Below are 15,224 nucleotides of genomic sequence, written 5' to 3'. Positions count from 1 at the left end.
AATGACGATCAGTGGTGAAAGTGGGCGATCCTCGCGTGTCCCCGAAGGCTGAGTCAGAGTCGATCAGCGCAGCTAGTTCTGTGTTCGGCGCCAACGAATGGCTTGTCGACGAGCTGTACGAGCAATACCTCCAGGACAAGAACGCGGTCGACCCCGCGTGGTGGGACTTCTTCGCGGACTACCGTCCCGGGGAGAAGTCGCCCGAGGCGAACGGGAGCCCCGCTCCCGTGAACGGTGCGCCGGCTCCCGCCGCGGACGGCCCTGCTCCCGCCGTCCAGATCCCCGCGAAGGCCCCGGCAGCGCCGCCGGTCGCCGCAGCGATCCCGACCCCCGCGACCGACGGCTCGGCAGCCGGCGAGTCGGCTCAGCGACGCCGGTCGCCCGTCGTCCCCGCGGACCCGACCGTCAACGCGGCGATCGCCGCGATCAAGGCCACGCGCCCGGTCGCCACGGCGCAGCCTGCGACCGCACCGTACGCAGCGGTCGCCACCGCGCCGTCCCGCTCCGACTCGCCGGAGACCGGCGACGACGTGCAGAAGCTCCGCGGCCCGGCCGCCCGCGTCGTGGTCAACATGGAAGCCAGCCTCGAGGTCCCCACGGCGACCTCGGTGCGCGCCGTGCCGGCCAAGCTCATGGTCGACAACCGCATCGTCATCAACAACCACCTCGCCCGCGGGCGCGGCGGCAAGATCTCGTTCACGCACCTGATCGGCTTCGCGCTCGTCGAGGCGCTGACCGAGATGCCCGCGATGAACGCGAGCTACACGCAGATCGACGGCAAGCCGGCGGTCAAGAACCCCGCGCACGTCAACTTCGGTCTCGCGATCGACCTCGCCAAGCCGGACGGCACCCGCCAGCTCCTCGTGCCGAGCGTCAAGAGCGCCGAGCAGATGGACTTCGCGCAGTTCTGGGCCGCCTACGAGGACCTCGTGCGACGGGCCCGCGGCAACAAGCTCACGGTCGACGACTTCGCGGGCACCACGATCTCGCTGACCAACCCGGGCGGGATCGGGACCGTGCACTCGGTCCCCCGCCTCATGCAGGGTCAGGGCACCATCATCGGCGTCGGCGCCATGGACTACCCCGCGGAGTTCGCGGGCGCCTCGGTCGAGCAGCTCGCCCGCCTGGGCGTCTCGAAGGTCCTGACGATCACCTCGACCTACGACCACCGCATCATCCAGGGCGCGCAGTCCGGTGAGTTCCTGCGCATCCTCGGGACCAAGCTGATCGGCGAGGACGGGTTCTACGACCGCGTCTTCGCCGCCCTGCGGATCCCCTACGAGCCGGTCCGCTGGACCCGCGACAACACGACGGACGCCGAGATCGAGGCGGCCAAGCCCGCCAAGATCGCCGAGCTCATCCACTCGTTCCGCTCGCGCGGCCACCTCATGGCCGACACGGACCCGCTCGCCTACCGTCAGCGCAAGCACCCCGACCTGGACGTGCAGACGCACGACCTCACGCTGTGGGACCTGGACCGCACCTTCCCGACCGGCGGGTTCGGCGGCAAGACCAAGTCCACGCTGCGCGACATCCTCGGGCTGCTGCGCGACTCCTACTGCCGCTCGATCGGCATCGAGTACATGCACCTGGCCGACCGCGCCCAGCGTCGTTGGCTCCAGGAACGCCTCGAGTCGGGCTACGCCCGCACGCCGCGCGAGGACCAGCTGCGCATCCTGCGCCGCCTGAACTCGGCAGAGGCGTTCGAGACGTTCCTGCAGACCAAGTTCGTCGGCCAGAAGCGCTTCTCGCTCGAGGGCGGCGAGTCCGTCATCCCGCTGCTCGACGCCGTCCTGTCCAAGGCTGCCGACGGCGGCCTGGACGAGGTCTGCATCGGCATGGCCCACCGCGGTCGCCTCAACGTCCTGGCGAACATCGCCGGCAAGAGCTACGCGCAGATCTTCGCGGAGTTCGAGGGCAACCAGGACCCCAAGAGCGTCCAGGGCTCGGGTGACGTCAAGTACCACCTCGGCACCGAGGGCACGTTCTCGGCCGAGTCGGGTGCGCAGACGCGCGTCTACCTCGCGGCGAACCCCTCGCACCTCGAGGCGGTCGACCCGGTGCTCGAGGGCATCGTGCGCGCCAAGCAGGACCGCATCGACCTGGGTGGCGACGGCTTCTCCGTGCTGCCGATCCTCATCCACGGCGACGCGGCCTTCGCGGGCCAGGGCGTGGTCCCCGAGGTCCTGAACCTCGCACAGCTGCGCGGCTACCGCACCGGTGGCACCATCCACGTGATCATCAACAACCAGGTCGGCTTCACCACGGGCCCGTCCTCGTCGCGCTCCACGCTGTACTCGACGGACGTCGCCAAGGGCTACCAGGTCCCGATCTTCCACGTGAACGGTGACGACCCCGAGGCCTGCGTGCGCGTCGCGGAGCTCGCCTTCGCGTTCCGCGAGCAGTTCGACCGCGACGTGATCATCGACATGATCTGCTACCGCCGCCGCGGTCACAACGAGGGCGACGACCCCTCGATGACGCAGCCGCTCATGTACAACCTCATCGAGGCCAAGCGCTCGGTCCGCAAGCTCTACACCGAGAACCTGGTCGCTCGCGGCGACATCACGCTCGAAGAGGCGGAGCATGTCCTGCAGGACTACCAGGCCCAGCTCGAGCGCGTGTTCACCGAGACCAAGGAGGGCGGCTTCACCCCGTCGCCGTCCTCGGAGCCCGTCGCGGGCCTCGAGCGTCCCGAGTCCCAGCGCGAGGACGCCGGCACCATGGTCGGTTGGAAGACCGCGATCGACCAGTCGGTCATCGAGCGGGTCGGCCAGGTGCACGTGGCCCCGCCCGAGGGCTTCACGGTCCACCCCAAGCTCGCGCAGCTGCTCGAGAAGCGCCACCAGATGTCCGCGAACGGCGGCATCGACTGGGGCTACGGCGAGCTGCTCGCGTTCGGCTCGCTCCTGGTCGAGGGCACCCCGGTGCGCCTGGCCGGGCAGGACTCGCGTCGCGGCACGTTCGTGCAGCGTCACGCGGTGCTGCACGACCGCGAGACCGGCGCCGAGTGGACCCCGCTGCTGTACCTGTCGGCGGACCAGGCGAAGTTCTGGGTCTACGACTCCTCGCTGAGCGAGTACGCGGCCCTGGGCTTCGAGTACGGCTACTCGGTCGAGCGTCCCGACGCCCTGGTGCTGTGGGAGGCGCAGTTCGGCGACTTCGTCAACGGCGCCCAGACCGTCATCGACGAGTTCATCTCGTCGGCCGAGCAGAAGTGGGGGCAGAACTCCTCGGTCGTCATGCTCCTGCCGCACGGCTACGAGGGCCAGGGACCCGACCACTCGTCGGCCCGCATCGAGCGTTTCCTCCAGCTGTGCGCCGAGAACAACCTCACGGTGGCCCAGCCGTCGACGCCCGCGTCGTACTTCCACCTGCTGCGTCAGCAGGCGTACGCTCGCCCGCGCCGCCCGCTCGTGGTCTTCACGCCCAAGCAGCTGCTGCGCCTCAAGGCCGCTGCCTCGGCGGTCGAGGACTTCACGACGGGCACGTTCGAGCCCGTGATCGGGGACGCCTCGGTGAACCCGGCGAACGTGGACCGGGTCCTGCTCTGCACGGGTCGCGTCTACTACGACCTGCTCGCCGAGCGGACCAAGCGCGGTGACGACAGGACCGCGATCGTGCGCCTCGAGCAGCTCTACCCGCTCGACGTGGACGGCATCCGCACGGAGCTCGCCAAGTACGCGGGAGCCGACGTGGTGTGGGTCCAGGACGAGCCGGAGAACCAGGGTGCGTGGTCGTTCGTCCACCTGAACCTGCCCGAGGACCTGCCGCGCGTGCGCGTCGTCTCGCGCCCCGCCTCGGCCTCGACCGCCGCGGGTACCGCGAAGAAGCACCAGGCCCAGCAGGCCGTCCTCGTCGAGCAGGCCTTCGCCCGCTGACCGGACGCGCTCGCTGAGCGCTGCACGACGAAGGCCGCCTCCCCGGACGGGGAGGCGGCCTTCGTCGTCGCGGGGGCCCGGACCTACCAGCGCGCGTGGATCGACTCCCGCAGGTAGCGGTCGTAGATCTCGCGGATACCGGACGTGAAGAGCGGACCGAGGACCTCGGCCGACCCCGCCGCCGCGTTGGCCGTGGCCTGCTGGACGTTGCGCGCACCGGGGATCACGGTCGAGACCCCCGGCTGCTGCCAGATCCAGGCGATCGCTGCCTGCGCGGGGCTGACGTCCGGGCCGAGCACGTCGTGCACGAGCGCGGTGAACTCCCCCGCAGCCGTGACCCCGGTCTCGAAGTCGACCCCGGAGAAGGTCTCGCCGACGTCGAACGCCGAGCCGTCCCGGTTGAAGCTCCGGTGGTCGTTCTCCGCGAACGTCGTCTCGCGCGTGTACTTGCCGGTCAGCAGGCCCGAGGCGAGCGGGACGCGGGCGATGATCCCGACGCCCGCGTCGGAGGCCGCGGGGAGCACCTCGTCGAGCGGCTTGAGCCGGAACGGGTTGAGGATGATCTGCACGGTCGCGGTCCCCGGCCGGGCGATCGCCGCGAGCGCCTCGTCGACGGTCTCGACGCTCACGCCGTAGGCCGCGATCGCGCCCTCGGCCACGAGCGTGTCGAGCGCGTCGTAGACCTGGTCGTCGTCGACGACCGAGGAGGGCGGGCAGTGGAGCTGGACGAGGTCGAGCCGGTCCGTCCGCAGGTTCCGTCGCGACCGGTCGGTCCACTCGCGGAAGTTCGCGAGCGTGTAGCTCTCGGGCACCTGCGGTGCCCGACGGCCCATCTTGGTCGCGACCGTGATCCCCGCGCCGGGGTTGTCCGCCAGGTAGGAGCCGATGATCTCCTCGCTGCGGCCGTCTCCGTAGACGTCGGCGGTGTCGAAGAAGGTCACGCCCGACTCGGCCGAGGCGTCGAGGACGGCGCGCGCGTCGTCCTCGCTGACCTCTCCCCAGTCCGCGCCGAGCTGCCAGGTGCCGAGCCCGACGACCGAGACCAGCCTTCCCGTGCGTCCGAGCACTCCTCGTTCCATGTGTTCCTCCTCGTCCTGCGGTGGTGCTCCCGTCGCCCGGGGGCCGGGGACGGTGCGTCGCTCGGTCGGCTGCCCCTGCGGGCAGCACGACCGGGTTCTACTGTGGCTGCTCGCGCGGTGTTCCGCACCCAGTAACGTATGTGATCGTGAACATCAAACCACCCTCGGGCGCCCAGATCCGTATCGAGCACGGAGACCACCACGTCACCGTCACGGAGGTCGGCGCGGCGATCCGCGAGTACACGGTCGGGGGGCGCGACGTCTTCACCCCCTTCTCGGAGGCCGAGCTCGCCCCCGCTTCCCACGGAGCGGTGCTGCTCCCCTGGCCCAACCGGCTCCGTGACGGGCAGTACGAGTTCGACGGCGCCGAGCTCCAGCTCCCGATCACCGAGGTACCGCGGAACACGGCGATCCACGGCCTGGTGTGCTGGGAGCGCTGGGACGTCGTCGAGCAGTCCGCGTCGGCCGTGACGCTCGAGCTGCACCTCGTCCCGACCCCCGGCTACCCGTTCGACCTCGTCGCACGCGTGACCTACGCGCTGACCGACACGGGCCTGCGCGTCACGACCCGTGCGACGAACGTGGGCGGCACCGACGCCCCCTACGGCGTCGGGTTCCACCCGTGGCTCTCGCCCGGCGACGCGTCGGTCGACGAGTGCACGCTGCGCCTCGACGCGAGCACCCGGGTCACCACGGACGAGCGGCTCCTGCCCACGGGCACCGAGCCCGCGGCCGGCGACTTCGACCTGCGCGAGCCGCGGCTGCTGGCCGGGATCGACCTCGACGACGCCTACGTCGACGTCCTGCGCGACGAGGACGGCCTGTCCTGGATGCGGCTCGGCGCACCCGACGGCCGGACGGCCGCGGTCTGGATGGACTCCTCGATGGACACGTGGCAGGTCTGCACGGGCGACCACGTGTCGGCCACGGCGTACCGCCGCACGGGCGTCGCAGCCGAGCCCATGAGCTGCATCGCGGACGCGTTCCGCTCGGGCGACCGCCTGGTGCGACTCGCCCCGGGCGCGTCGCACGAGGCGACGTGGGGCGCCACGCTGCTCTGAACCGTCGGGCCCGACAGGTGCCGGCGGCGGCCGCCCTCATGGTCGCCTCCGGCACCAGTTGTCGTCCGTCCGGCCTGACGTCCCGCACGGGACCCCGGTCGTGACAGACAATGGTGTGCGAGCGAACGAGGAGCACATCACCGTGGGAGAACCTGAAGTACGGATCTGCGTGGTCGGCGACGAGCTGATCGCGGGCGTCGGCGACGCCAAGGGCCTCGGCTGGGTCGGGCGTGTCGTCGCCCGTTCTCGTTTCCCCGGGACGGCGATGGTCTTCCCGCTCGCGATCCCTGGCGAGACGACCACCGCGATGAGCCAGCGCTGGGACCTCGAGTCGGCCAAGCGCTTCCACCCGGACCCGGAGTCGGACAACCGTCTCGTCATCGCGCTCGGACGGCACGACCTGGACGCCGGTCTGTCGGTGGCCAGGTCGCGGCTCAACCTCGCGAACGTGCTCGACGTGGCCGAGCAGCGCCGTCTCCCCGTGTTCGTGGTGGGTCCCCCACCGGGCTGCCCCGAGGACAACGACCGCCTCGCGGAGCTCTCGGGGGCGTTCGCGGACGTCGCGAACCGGCGACGGGTCCCGTACGTCGACACCTTCACGCCGCTCGTGACGCACGAGCAGTGGCTCGCGGACCTCGCGACGGGCGTGGGCGGGTACCCGGGGCAGGCGGGCTACGGGCTCATGGCCTGGCTCGTCCTCCACACCGGCTGGCACGCCTGGTTGGGCCTGCCCGACGACGTCGCGTAGGCCGCGCGGGCGCCTCGCCCGCCGTCCGCCGAGGGGGACCACCCCGCCGGCCGGGGCCACCGCACAGCGCGGCCACGGTGACCGGACCGGGGCGGACGGTCCGGCTCACGTCGGAGCCGGCGAAGACCGCAGCGGCTCGTGCCCCTCCTCGGGGCACGAGCCGCTGTCCGTCGCACGGCGGGGGCAGGAGCCCCAGGACGTGGGACCTCAGGCGCGCGAGACCGTGAGGTTCCCCGAGACCGAGCTCGCGGAGACGTAGGCGCCGCTCGTACCGTCCGAGTGGTCGACCGACGTGGTCCGCGACTGCGTGCTGGGGAGCGGGGCCCCGTCGAGCACGACCTTGCCCGTGACGGCGCGCGCCTTGAGGTTGACCCCCGCACCCTGCCCCAGGCGCAGCGTCACGTCTCCCGAGACGGTCTTGGCCGTCACGAGCGGCGTGGTCTCGCGCGCCTCGACGACCACGTCGCCCGTGACCGTGCTGACCGTGACCCGACCGAGCCGTCCGCCGACCTCGACGCGGCCCGAGGCCGTGCTGACCCGGACGTCCCCCTCGTGCACGGTCGCGGCGACCCGACCGGCGGCGGACTTCACCGCGAGCACGCCGACGGTGTCGTCGACGGTCACGGCGCCGTCTGCCGTGGTGACGGAGACGTCGGCCCGGGTACCGGTCACGGCGACCGCCGCGCGCGCCGTGGCGATCTTCACGGGCAGGTGCGCTGGGAGCACGACGCGGACGGTAGCGGTGTCCTTGTCCTTGAGGCCGCGGACGCGGTCCACGACCCCCTCGACCCCGGCGAAGTCGTAGGCGACACGGAGCTCGCCCGCGTGCGACGTGACGTGCAGCGGGCGCGGGCCCACCTCGGTGACGTCGATGCTCGCGCCCGACTCGCGCGCCGGGTCGCTCACGACCTCGATCGCGCCGTTCGTGAGGCCCACGACGAGCGAGGTCACCTCGCCGACCTCGATCTGCTGCGGTGCTGCGATGACCCAGGACTCGGTGCCCATGTCGTTCTCCTTCTGCGTCTGCGTGTCGTGCCGGTCGTCGTGCTGCTGGTCGTGCTGGTGGAGCTGGTCGTCCAGGTGCTGCTGGTCCTCTCGCCTGCCGTCGGGACGCGGGTCCGGGGGCGGCTGCCCGTCGTGGCCCGTCATCGCAGCGTCCCCCGCACGGCCCGACGTGCCGAGTCGAGCACGGTGCGCAGCGTCTCGAGGGTCAGGTCCGTCACGGCGCTGCTCGCGTCGGCCTGTCGCAGGTCGGCGCGCACGTCGTCGCGGAACCGCTGGACGAGCGCCTCGGCCTCGACGCGTCGCGCGTAGGACTCGCCGCGCCGGGGGTCCGGGGACGCTGCGGGGCGCGGTCGCACCCGGGCTTCCTGGGCTGCGGCCGCGAGCTCGGCGCGCAGGCCCTGCATCGACCCCTCGATGTCGGTGCGCAGCGCCTGCGCCCGTGTCCGGACGGTCTGCGCGATCCCGTCCTCGAGCGCTGCGACGTCGGCACGACGGGCCATGACCTCGGCCCGGCCCGCGGGCGTGAGCTCGTAGGTGGACTTGCGGGCCTCGTCGCTGCGACGCACGAGCCCTTCCTCCTCGAGCCGTGCGAGGCGCGGGTAGATGGTGCCCGCGCTCGGCCGGTACGTGCCGCCGAACCGGTCGGAGAGCTCGGTCATGAGCTCGTACCCGTGCTTGGGTCCGGACTCGAGCAGCGCGAGGAGGTAGAGCCGGAGCTCTCCGTGGGCGAAGACGGAGGCCATCAGCGGTCCGCCGGTCCGTCCGCGGGTCCGCCTGCCGTCCAGGGCGCCTGCACGCCCGCGGTGCCCCACGGGGCGCCGTAGCCCGGGTACGTGTCGGTCGGGGCGTCGTCGGGAACCCCGTGCCCGGTCGGAGCCCCCCACGTCACGGGCTGCTCGGGATCGCCGCGCAGGACCGTGACGTTCCCCGAGACCGAGTTGACCTGGAGCCGCTTGCCGGGGGCTGCGGCCGGACCGCCCTGGCGGTAGGCGCCCCCGGGCGTGCCCCGGTGCTCGACGCCGTCGACCACGAGCCGGCCGCTCACGCAGCGCAGCGCGTAGTCGAGCGCGTCGGGCTCGGGGACGCGGACCAGGACGTCGGCCGAGACGGCGTTGACGTTCATGGAGTCGGGTGTGCTGCTCGAGTCGAGCGTGACGTTCCCGGACACGGTGTTGAGCTTGACGTCGCTGAGCGCGCCCGAGGCCGTGAGGTCTCCCGAGACCGAGTCCATGACGAGCGTGCCCACGTGGTCGCGCACCGTGACCTCGCCCGAGACGGTGTCGACGCGCACGGCGCCCGTGGTCTGGGTCGTCATGACGGACCCGCCCACGGTCGCGACCGAGACCTTGGCGTGCGTCCCGGCGACGAGGCCGTCACCGCGCACGGTCGCGAGCTTGACCGCGACGTGGGCCGGGACGCCCACGTATACGTCCGCGCGGTCCTTGCCGCGGTAGTTGCGGAACGAGTCGAGGAAGCCCTGCCAGCCGCCCGTGGGCGAGTACCCGACCCGGAGGCGGTCGCCCTCGAGACGCACCTCGAGCGGTCGGCCCTCGATCGAGTGGATCTCGACGCGGACGCCGGGCTCGTCGTGCACCACGACGTCGATGCGCCCGTTGAGCAGGTTGGCGTCGAGGCGGCTCACGGGCCCGACGTCGATGGTCTGGGGACCCGTCACGGTCCAGCTCTCGGTCGCCATGTCTCTCCTCGCGCTCCTGCGGTGTCCCGCTCGGTGGTCGATGACGCGATGTATCGCGTCCTTCTCCACACGATATATCGCGTCTTGGACCAGGACAAGCCCTGGATGTGGGAACATTGAGCAGACAGAATCCGGCGTGAGGAGCAATCATGAGCAAGCGCGGACGCAAGCGTCGCAGCCGTAAGGGCAGCGCAGCGAACCACGGCAAGCGCCCCAACGCCTGATCACGAGCCCGCCAGGGCCGCGATCACGCGCCTGAGGGCGAGTGCGACGAAAGGGCCTGTCCTCACTCCGGTGAGGACAGGCCCTTTCGTCGTTCTCGGTTCTCGCCGCCGCCCGTCGGTCCGCCGGTCGCGGCCGGGCCGTCGGGCGCCGTACGCACCCGGCCCGACGGCGTCACGTCCGCGGGCGTGACGGCGTCAGAAGGTCTCGATCACCGTGGTGGTACGCAGGACCGTGAACTGCGCCTGGATGCGCAGCCGCAGGTCCGCCGGCGCCTGCTCGTGGCACGAGCGGCGCACGAGCTGCTTGACCAGCTCCTCCGCGCTCAGCTCGGCCAGGCACGGCGAGCAGTGCGCGACGTGCGCGCGCATGCGGACCTCGTCGTCGGAGGTCATCTCCGAGTCGAGGTACTCGTACAGGTGCTTGAGCGCGTGCTCGCACTCCGTCTCGCCCTCGGTCGAGTGAGGGATCGGCACGATGACGGGTTCCTCCGCCTCCGTGCTCACGTTCTGCTTGCTCACGACTCACCTCCGGGGGTCTTGGCCCCCACCAGTCCTCGGTCCTTTGCGTAGTCGCTCAGCAGATCACGCAGCTGGTGCCGACCACGGTGGAGCCGCGACATCACGGTCCCGATCGGCGTGCCCATGATCTCGGCGATCTCCTTGTACGGGAAACCCTCGACGTCCGCGTAGTACACGGCCATACGACGGTCCTCCGGCAGCTCCTGGAGCGCCTTCTTCACGTCGGAGTCCGGGAGCCTGTCGAGCGCCTCGGCCTCGGCCGAGCGCAACCCCTGCGACGTGTGGGACGCCGCGCGGTGGATCTGCCAGTCCTCGACGTCCTCTGCCGCGGACTGCAGCGGCTCGCGCTGCTTCTTGCGGTAGTTGTTGATGAACGTGTTCGTGAGGATGCGGTAGAGCCAGGCCTTGAGATTGGTGTCAGGACGGTACTGGTGGAACGCCGCGAACGCCTTGGTGAAGGTCTCCTGGACCAGGTCCTCCGCGTCGGTCGGGTTGCGCGTCAGGCGCAGCGCCGCCGAGTAGAGCTGGTCGAGGTACACCAGGGCGTCCTGCTCGAAGCGCGCCGAACGAGCCGCGTCACTCTCCGTGGCCGGAGCCCGGTTGGTGTCCTCGGCGTCGTCGGCTCCCGCGAGGTCGCCTGCGCTGCTGCTGATCTGATCCGTCATCGACAACGAGCCTAGTCCCCCAGATGGTCGGGCGTCCGCCGAGAGCGCTGAAGGGGCGATCGCGCCGAACGGCACGACCTCCAGGCTCGGTGCAGCGGTGGCGCTCTTGTCGGCTTCCGCTTCCAGTACACATGTCACGCTCAGCACAACCGTCCGGCCGCTGCCGACATTCCCACGGCCCCGCGGCGGGCCGTGCGGCACAGGCAAGGCTGCGCTCGGTGAGGACAGGCAACCATCGGGTGTGCTCCACGACGATCCTCGCTAGCGTGAGGCGCATGACGACCACGACTCCCGACTCCCGGTTCCGCACCCTCCTGCGCGAGCAGGTCGGCCACGAGCTCGACGCCCACCAGCAGTACATCGCCATCGCGGTGTGGTTCGACTCCCACGACCTCCCGCAGCTCGCGGCGCACTTCTACCGCCAGGCGGTCGAGGAGCGCAACCACGCCATGATGATCGTCCAGTACCACCTGGACCGTGACCTCGACATCACGATCCCCGGCACAGGCGCCGTCCGCAACGACTTCGACTCGGTCCTCGAACCGCTCCAGCTCGCCCTCGACCAGGAGAAGCAGGTCACCGACCAGATCGAGGCCATCTTCCGCGCGGCCCGCGAGGAGGGCGACGCCCTGGGCGAGCAGTTCCTGCTGTGGTTCCTCAAGGAGCAGGTCGAGGAGGTGGCCTCCGCCACGACGCTCCTGACGGTCGCACGTCGTGCGGGCGAGAACCTGTTCGACCTCGAGAACTACGTCGCACGCGAGACCATCGGCGACGGCGGCGAGTCTGCCGACGCCCCCGAGGCGGCCGGCGGGGCACTCTGACCCGACGCACGGCGAGGGCGGAGCCGGGCTGGTCCCGGCTCCGTCCTCGCCGTGCGCGCCTTCCGCCCCTCGTGCCCGACGGCGGCGCTCGCCCCGGACGCGCACCGGCACGCGGTCCCCGATCACCCCGCTCACCCGGCGCGCGTCGCCCCGAGGGCGCACGCCCGGTGGCATGCTGAGCAGCGATGGGACAGGCTGGACGCACCGAGGGCGTCCCCGGCGTCCCGGACCCGGTCGCTGCCCGCGGCCCCCGTTCGACGAAGGAGATCCACCGATGCTGCTGCGTCACGTCGCGAGGCCCATGCTGGCCTCCTGGTTCATCTACGACGGCGTGCAGGCCGCCCTCAAGCCCGCCGAGCACGTGCGCGCCGCACGCCGCGGCGTGAGCCTGGTCGGGCAGCAGCTCGGCGTCGAGGACCCCCTCAGCGAGAAGCAGGTCGCGGCCCTGGTCCGCGTGCACGGCGCCACGACCGCGGTCGCCGGACTCTTCCTCGCGTTCGGCAAGGCCCCCCGCACGGCCGCGCTCACGCTCGCGGCGCTCAGCGTTCCGCTCGCGCTCGTCAACCAGCCCTTCACCCCGAGCGACGTGCCCCGCGACGTGCGCACCCGGAAGTTCGTCGCGAACGTCGGGGCGATCGGCGCCGCGCTCATCGCGGGCGCCGACTACGAGGGCCGGCCCGGCGTCCGCTGGCGCGTGGACCGCGCACGCAAGGACCTCGCGCTGGCCAAGAACGCCAAGCACCAGGTCGACGCCGCCAAGCACACGATCGGGTCCACGGCCGAGAAGGCCGCGCACACCGTGACGGACGGCGCCGCGAAGGCCTCGCGGAAGGCCCGTCGGGCCGCGAGCTCGGCGACCAGGTCGGCCGTCGACACCGTCAAGGGCGCCGTCTCCTCCTGACGACGCCTGCGCCGGTCGGCCGCTGCCGCGCCGCGGCTGGATCCTGGACGACCCGCACGGGACCTGGACCTCTGCTCGACGACGAGCGGCGCCGTCGGGCTGGTGAGAGCGCGCAAGAGGTGACGTTCCGGCGGCGGAGCGCCGCGGCGTCCGGCTCCCTCGCCGCGCACCGGACGGAAGCCCGCTCCCCGCACCCCGTGCAATAACCTGGGGCATGTGACCAGCGACCTTCCTGCCGCCCGCTCCGACGAGACCGCCCTCGACCCGGCCGCCTGGCCCGCGCCCAGCCGGACCGGCGCGTCCGCCGGCGCCCCGCTCGACGCGACCGTCGCGGTCCCCGGGTCCAAGTCGCTCACCAACCGCCTCCTGGTCCTCGCGGCCCTGGCCGACGGGCCGGGCGTCCTGCGCGGCGCGCTGCGCAGCCGCGACACCGACCTCATGGCCGCCGCGCTGCGCGACCTGGGCGTGGGCATCACCGAGGGCGACGTCCCCAGCGAGCTGCACGTCACGCCCGGGGCGCTGCGCGGACCCGCCCAGATCGACTGCGGCCTCGCGGGCACTGTCATGCGCTTCGTGCCCGCGGTCGCGGCCCTGGCCGACGGCACCGTGCGGTTCGACGGTGACGAGGGCGCCCGCGTGCGGCCCATGGGCCCTGTGCTCGACGCGCTGCGCGACCTGGGCGTGCCCGTCGAGGGCCAGGACACCCTGCCCTTCACCATCACGGGGCACGGCGCGGTGCGCGGCGGCACGGTCGACGTCGACGCGTCGGGGTCGAGCCAGTTCGTCTCGGGTCTGCTGCTCGCCGCGGCCAGGTTCGACCAGGGCCTCACGCTGCGCCACGTCGGTCCCACGCTCCCGAGCGTGCCCCACATCGACATGACCGTCGAGGTCCTGCGCGAGGTCGGCGTGCACGTCGACGACTCGCGCCCCCTGACCTGGATCGTGTCGCCCGGCCCCATCGCGGCGCGCGACGTCTACGTCGAGCCCGACCTCTCGAACGCCGGCCCCTTCCTCGCCGCGGCCCTCGTGGTCGGCGGCACGGTGCGCGTGCCGGGCTGGCCCACGGTCACGACCCAGCCGGGTGCCATGATGGCCGAGCTCCTCACGGCGATGGGCGGCCAGGCAGAGCTGGTCGACGGCGTCATGGCTGTGACCGGGACCGGTGAGGTCCACGGGATCGACATCGACCTGCACGAGGCCGGCGAGCTCGCCCCCACCATCGCGGCCCTCGCCGCGCTGGCCGACTCCCCCAGCCGGCTGCGCGGCATCGCGCACCTGCGCGGGCACGAGACCGACCGCCTGGCCGCGCTCGCGACCGAGATCACGCGCCTCGGCGGTCAGGCCGAGCAGACGCACGACGGCCTCGTCATCACGCCGCGCCCGCTGCACGGCACCACGTTCCGGACGTACCACGACCACCGCATGGCGACCTCGGCAGCCCTGATCGGGCTGCGCGTCCCGGGCGTGCTCGTGGAGAACGTCGGCACGACCGCCAAGACCCTCCCCGGCTTCACGGACATGTGGGGCCGCATGCTGACCGCCGAGGGATCGGCGAGCTGATGGCGCGGCGCGTCCGCGACGAGTCCGACTTCCGCGACCGGGCGAGCAACAAGAACTCGCGCCCGCGGACCAAGCAGCGCCCCCAGCACGAGGACGCCGAGACCGGGCTCGTCACGGGCGTCGACCGCGGGCGCTACACGCTCCTGCTCGACGAGAACACTCCCGACGAGCGCACGATCCTCGCGATGAAGGCCCGCGAGCTGACCCGCAACCGCGTGGTGTGCGGCGACCGCGTGGACATCGTCGGCGACACCACGGGCGAGGACGGGACGCTCGCGCGGATCGTGCGCATCCAGGAACGAACCTCGACGCTGCGCCGCACGGCCGACGACACCGACCCGTACGAGCGCATCATCGTGGCGAACGCGGACCAGCTCGTGATCGTCACGGCCCTGGCCCAGCCCGAGCCCCGCACGCGCATGATCGACCGCTGCGTCGTGGCCGCGTACGACGCGGGCATGGACGTCCTGCTGTGCCTCACCAAGGCGGACCTCGCGGACGCGACGCCCCTGCGCGAGCTCTACGAGCCCATCGGGGTCAAGGTCGTCGTGACGCGACGGGTGCACGACGACGGGGCCGCGGAGGACGCGTGGCGCATCGAGCCGCTCGAGGCCGTGCGGGCCGAGCTCGAGGGCCGCACGTCGGTGCTCGTGGGCCACTCCGGGGTCGGCAAGTCGACGCTCGTCAACGCGCTCGTCCCGGACGCCTACCGCGCCACGGGCGTCGTCAACGACGTGACGGGCCGCGGCCGGCACACCTCGACGTCGGCGGTCGCGCTGCGCCTGCCCGACGCCGACGGCGACCCCGCCGGGTGGGTCATCGACACGCCCGGGGTGCGCTCGTTCGGGCTCGCGCACGTCGACGTCGAGAACCTCCTCAAGGCGTTCGACGACCTCGACGTGGTCGCCGAGGACTGTCCGCGCGGCTGCACGCACCTCGACGGCGCGCCCGACTGCGCGCTCGACGACTGGCTCGAGGCCTCGCCCGAGGACGAGAAGGCGGCGCGCACGGCGCGTGTCGAGTCGTTCCGCCGTCTGCTGGCCGCGCGCACCGGTACGGTGTGA

General features: G+C 72.1%; 14 protein-coding genes. 8 read left to right on the top strand and 6 right to left on the bottom strand.

What is annotated here, in order from left to right:
* The first annotated feature begins 35 nt into the window (after positions 1-35).
* Positions 36-3,881: a multifunctional oxoglutarate decarboxylase/oxoglutarate dehydrogenase thiamine pyrophosphate-binding subunit/dihydrolipoyllysine-residue succinyltransferase subunit gene (locus ACFWGN_RS10690; protein WP_377616827.1), complete on the top strand. Its 3,846-nt coding sequence runs from the start codon at positions 36-38 to the stop codon at positions 3,879-3,881.
* A gap of 83 nt (positions 3,882-3,964) precedes the next feature.
* Here ACFWGN_RS10690 and ACFWGN_RS10685 read toward each other — a convergent pair whose 3' ends face one another.
* A complete protein-coding gene (locus tag ACFWGN_RS10685) occupies positions 3,965-4,960 on the bottom strand; it encodes an aldo/keto reductase (protein ID WP_377616826.1) in 996 nt (331 codons plus the stop codon).
* A gap of 146 nt (positions 4,961-5,106) precedes the next feature.
* On the opposite strand from ACFWGN_RS10685, the gene ACFWGN_RS10680 reads away from it, so the two are divergent.
* Positions 5,107-6,021 (top strand): aldose 1-epimerase family protein, encoded by a 915-nt coding sequence (locus ACFWGN_RS10680; protein ID WP_377616824.1) that lies wholly within the window; start codon positions 5,107-5,109, stop codon positions 6,019-6,021.
* Between the two features lie 115 nt (positions 6,022-6,136).
* The gene (locus ACFWGN_RS10675) at positions 6,137-6,769 is read left to right on the top strand and encodes a GDSL-type esterase/lipase family protein (protein WP_377616823.1); all 633 of its coding nucleotides are present in this window, start codon (positions 6,137-6,139) and stop codon (positions 6,767-6,769) included.
* A 207-nt stretch (positions 6,770-6,976) separates the two neighbouring features.
* On the opposite strand, the gene ACFWGN_RS10670 is transcribed toward ACFWGN_RS10675, so the two are convergent.
* The 3 genes from ACFWGN_RS10670 to ACFWGN_RS10660 are packed head-to-tail and all read right to left on the bottom strand — an operon-like array spanning position 6,977 to position 9,470.
* A complete protein-coding gene (locus ACFWGN_RS10670; RefSeq protein WP_377616822.1) occupies positions 6,977-7,918 on the bottom strand; it encodes a DUF4097 domain-containing protein in 942 nt (313 codons plus the stop codon).
* Positions 7,915-8,517: a PadR family transcriptional regulator gene (locus ACFWGN_RS10665; protein WP_354506887.1), complete on the bottom strand. Its 603-nt coding sequence runs from the start codon at positions 8,515-8,517 to the stop codon at positions 7,915-7,917. The genes ACFWGN_RS10670 and ACFWGN_RS10665 overlap by 4 nt, the downstream gene beginning before the upstream one ends.
* Positions 8,517-9,470 (bottom strand): DUF4097 domain-containing protein, encoded by a 954-nt coding sequence (locus tag ACFWGN_RS10660; protein ID WP_377616821.1) that lies wholly within the window; start codon positions 9,468-9,470, stop codon positions 8,517-8,519. The genes ACFWGN_RS10665 and ACFWGN_RS10660 overlap by 1 nt, the downstream gene beginning before the upstream one ends.
* Positions 9,471-9,619: 149 nt before the next feature.
* Here ACFWGN_RS10660 and ACFWGN_RS10655 point away from each other — a divergent pair, with 149 nt between their 5' ends.
* A complete protein-coding gene (locus ACFWGN_RS10655) occupies positions 9,620-9,694 on the top strand; it encodes a 50S ribosomal protein bL37 (RefSeq protein ID WP_156968370.1) in 75 nt (24 codons plus the stop codon).
* 195 nt (positions 9,695-9,889) lie between these two features.
* On the opposite strand, the gene rsrA is transcribed toward ACFWGN_RS10655, so the two are convergent.
* Together rsrA and ACFWGN_RS10645 are read right to left on the bottom strand one after the other, a co-directional pair.
* The gene (gene rsrA / locus ACFWGN_RS10650) at positions 9,890-10,213 is read right to left on the bottom strand and encodes a mycothiol system anti-sigma-R factor (protein ID WP_377616820.1); all 324 of its coding nucleotides are present in this window, start codon (positions 10,211-10,213) and stop codon (positions 9,890-9,892) included.
* Entirely contained in the window at positions 10,210-11,016 is an 807-nt protein-coding gene (locus ACFWGN_RS10645; RefSeq protein WP_056646784.1) for a sigma-70 family RNA polymerase sigma factor, read from the bottom strand. The genes rsrA and ACFWGN_RS10645 overlap by 4 nt, the downstream gene beginning before the upstream one ends.
* A gap of 137 nt (positions 11,017-11,153) precedes the next feature.
* On the opposite strand from ACFWGN_RS10645, the gene ACFWGN_RS10640 reads away from it, so the two are divergent.
* From ACFWGN_RS10640 to rsgA, 4 genes are all read left to right on the top strand, one after another.
* Positions 11,154-11,699: a ferritin gene (locus tag ACFWGN_RS10640; RefSeq protein WP_191800056.1), complete on the top strand. Its 546-nt coding sequence runs from the start codon at positions 11,154-11,156 to the stop codon at positions 11,697-11,699.
* A 274-nt stretch (positions 11,700-11,973) separates the two neighbouring features.
* Positions 11,974-12,600 (top strand): DoxX family protein, encoded by a 627-nt coding sequence (locus tag ACFWGN_RS10635; RefSeq protein ID WP_377616819.1) that lies wholly within the window; start codon positions 11,974-11,976, stop codon positions 12,598-12,600.
* A 216-nt stretch (positions 12,601-12,816) separates the two neighbouring features.
* Positions 12,817-14,160 carry a 3-phosphoshikimate 1-carboxyvinyltransferase gene (gene aroA / locus ACFWGN_RS10630; protein WP_377616818.1) on the top strand — a complete coding sequence of 448 codons (1,344 nt, stop codon included), beginning with the start codon at positions 12,817-12,819 and terminating at the stop codon, positions 14,158-14,160.
* Positions 14,160-15,224, top strand: a complete 1,065-nt coding sequence (rsgA, locus tag ACFWGN_RS10625) for a ribosome small subunit-dependent GTPase A (RefSeq protein ID WP_377616817.1) — start codon at positions 14,160-14,162, stop codon at positions 15,222-15,224. The genes aroA and rsgA overlap by 1 nt, the downstream gene beginning before the upstream one ends.

The organism is Oerskovia sp. NPDC060338, assembly GCF_042726295.1.
Taxonomy (GTDB): domain Bacteria; phylum Actinomycetota; class Actinomycetes; order Actinomycetales; family Cellulomonadaceae; genus Oerskovia; species Oerskovia merdavium.
The sequence above is the reverse complement of the archived record's forward strand: the minus strand, read 5'-3'. Positions and strand labels throughout refer to the sequence as shown.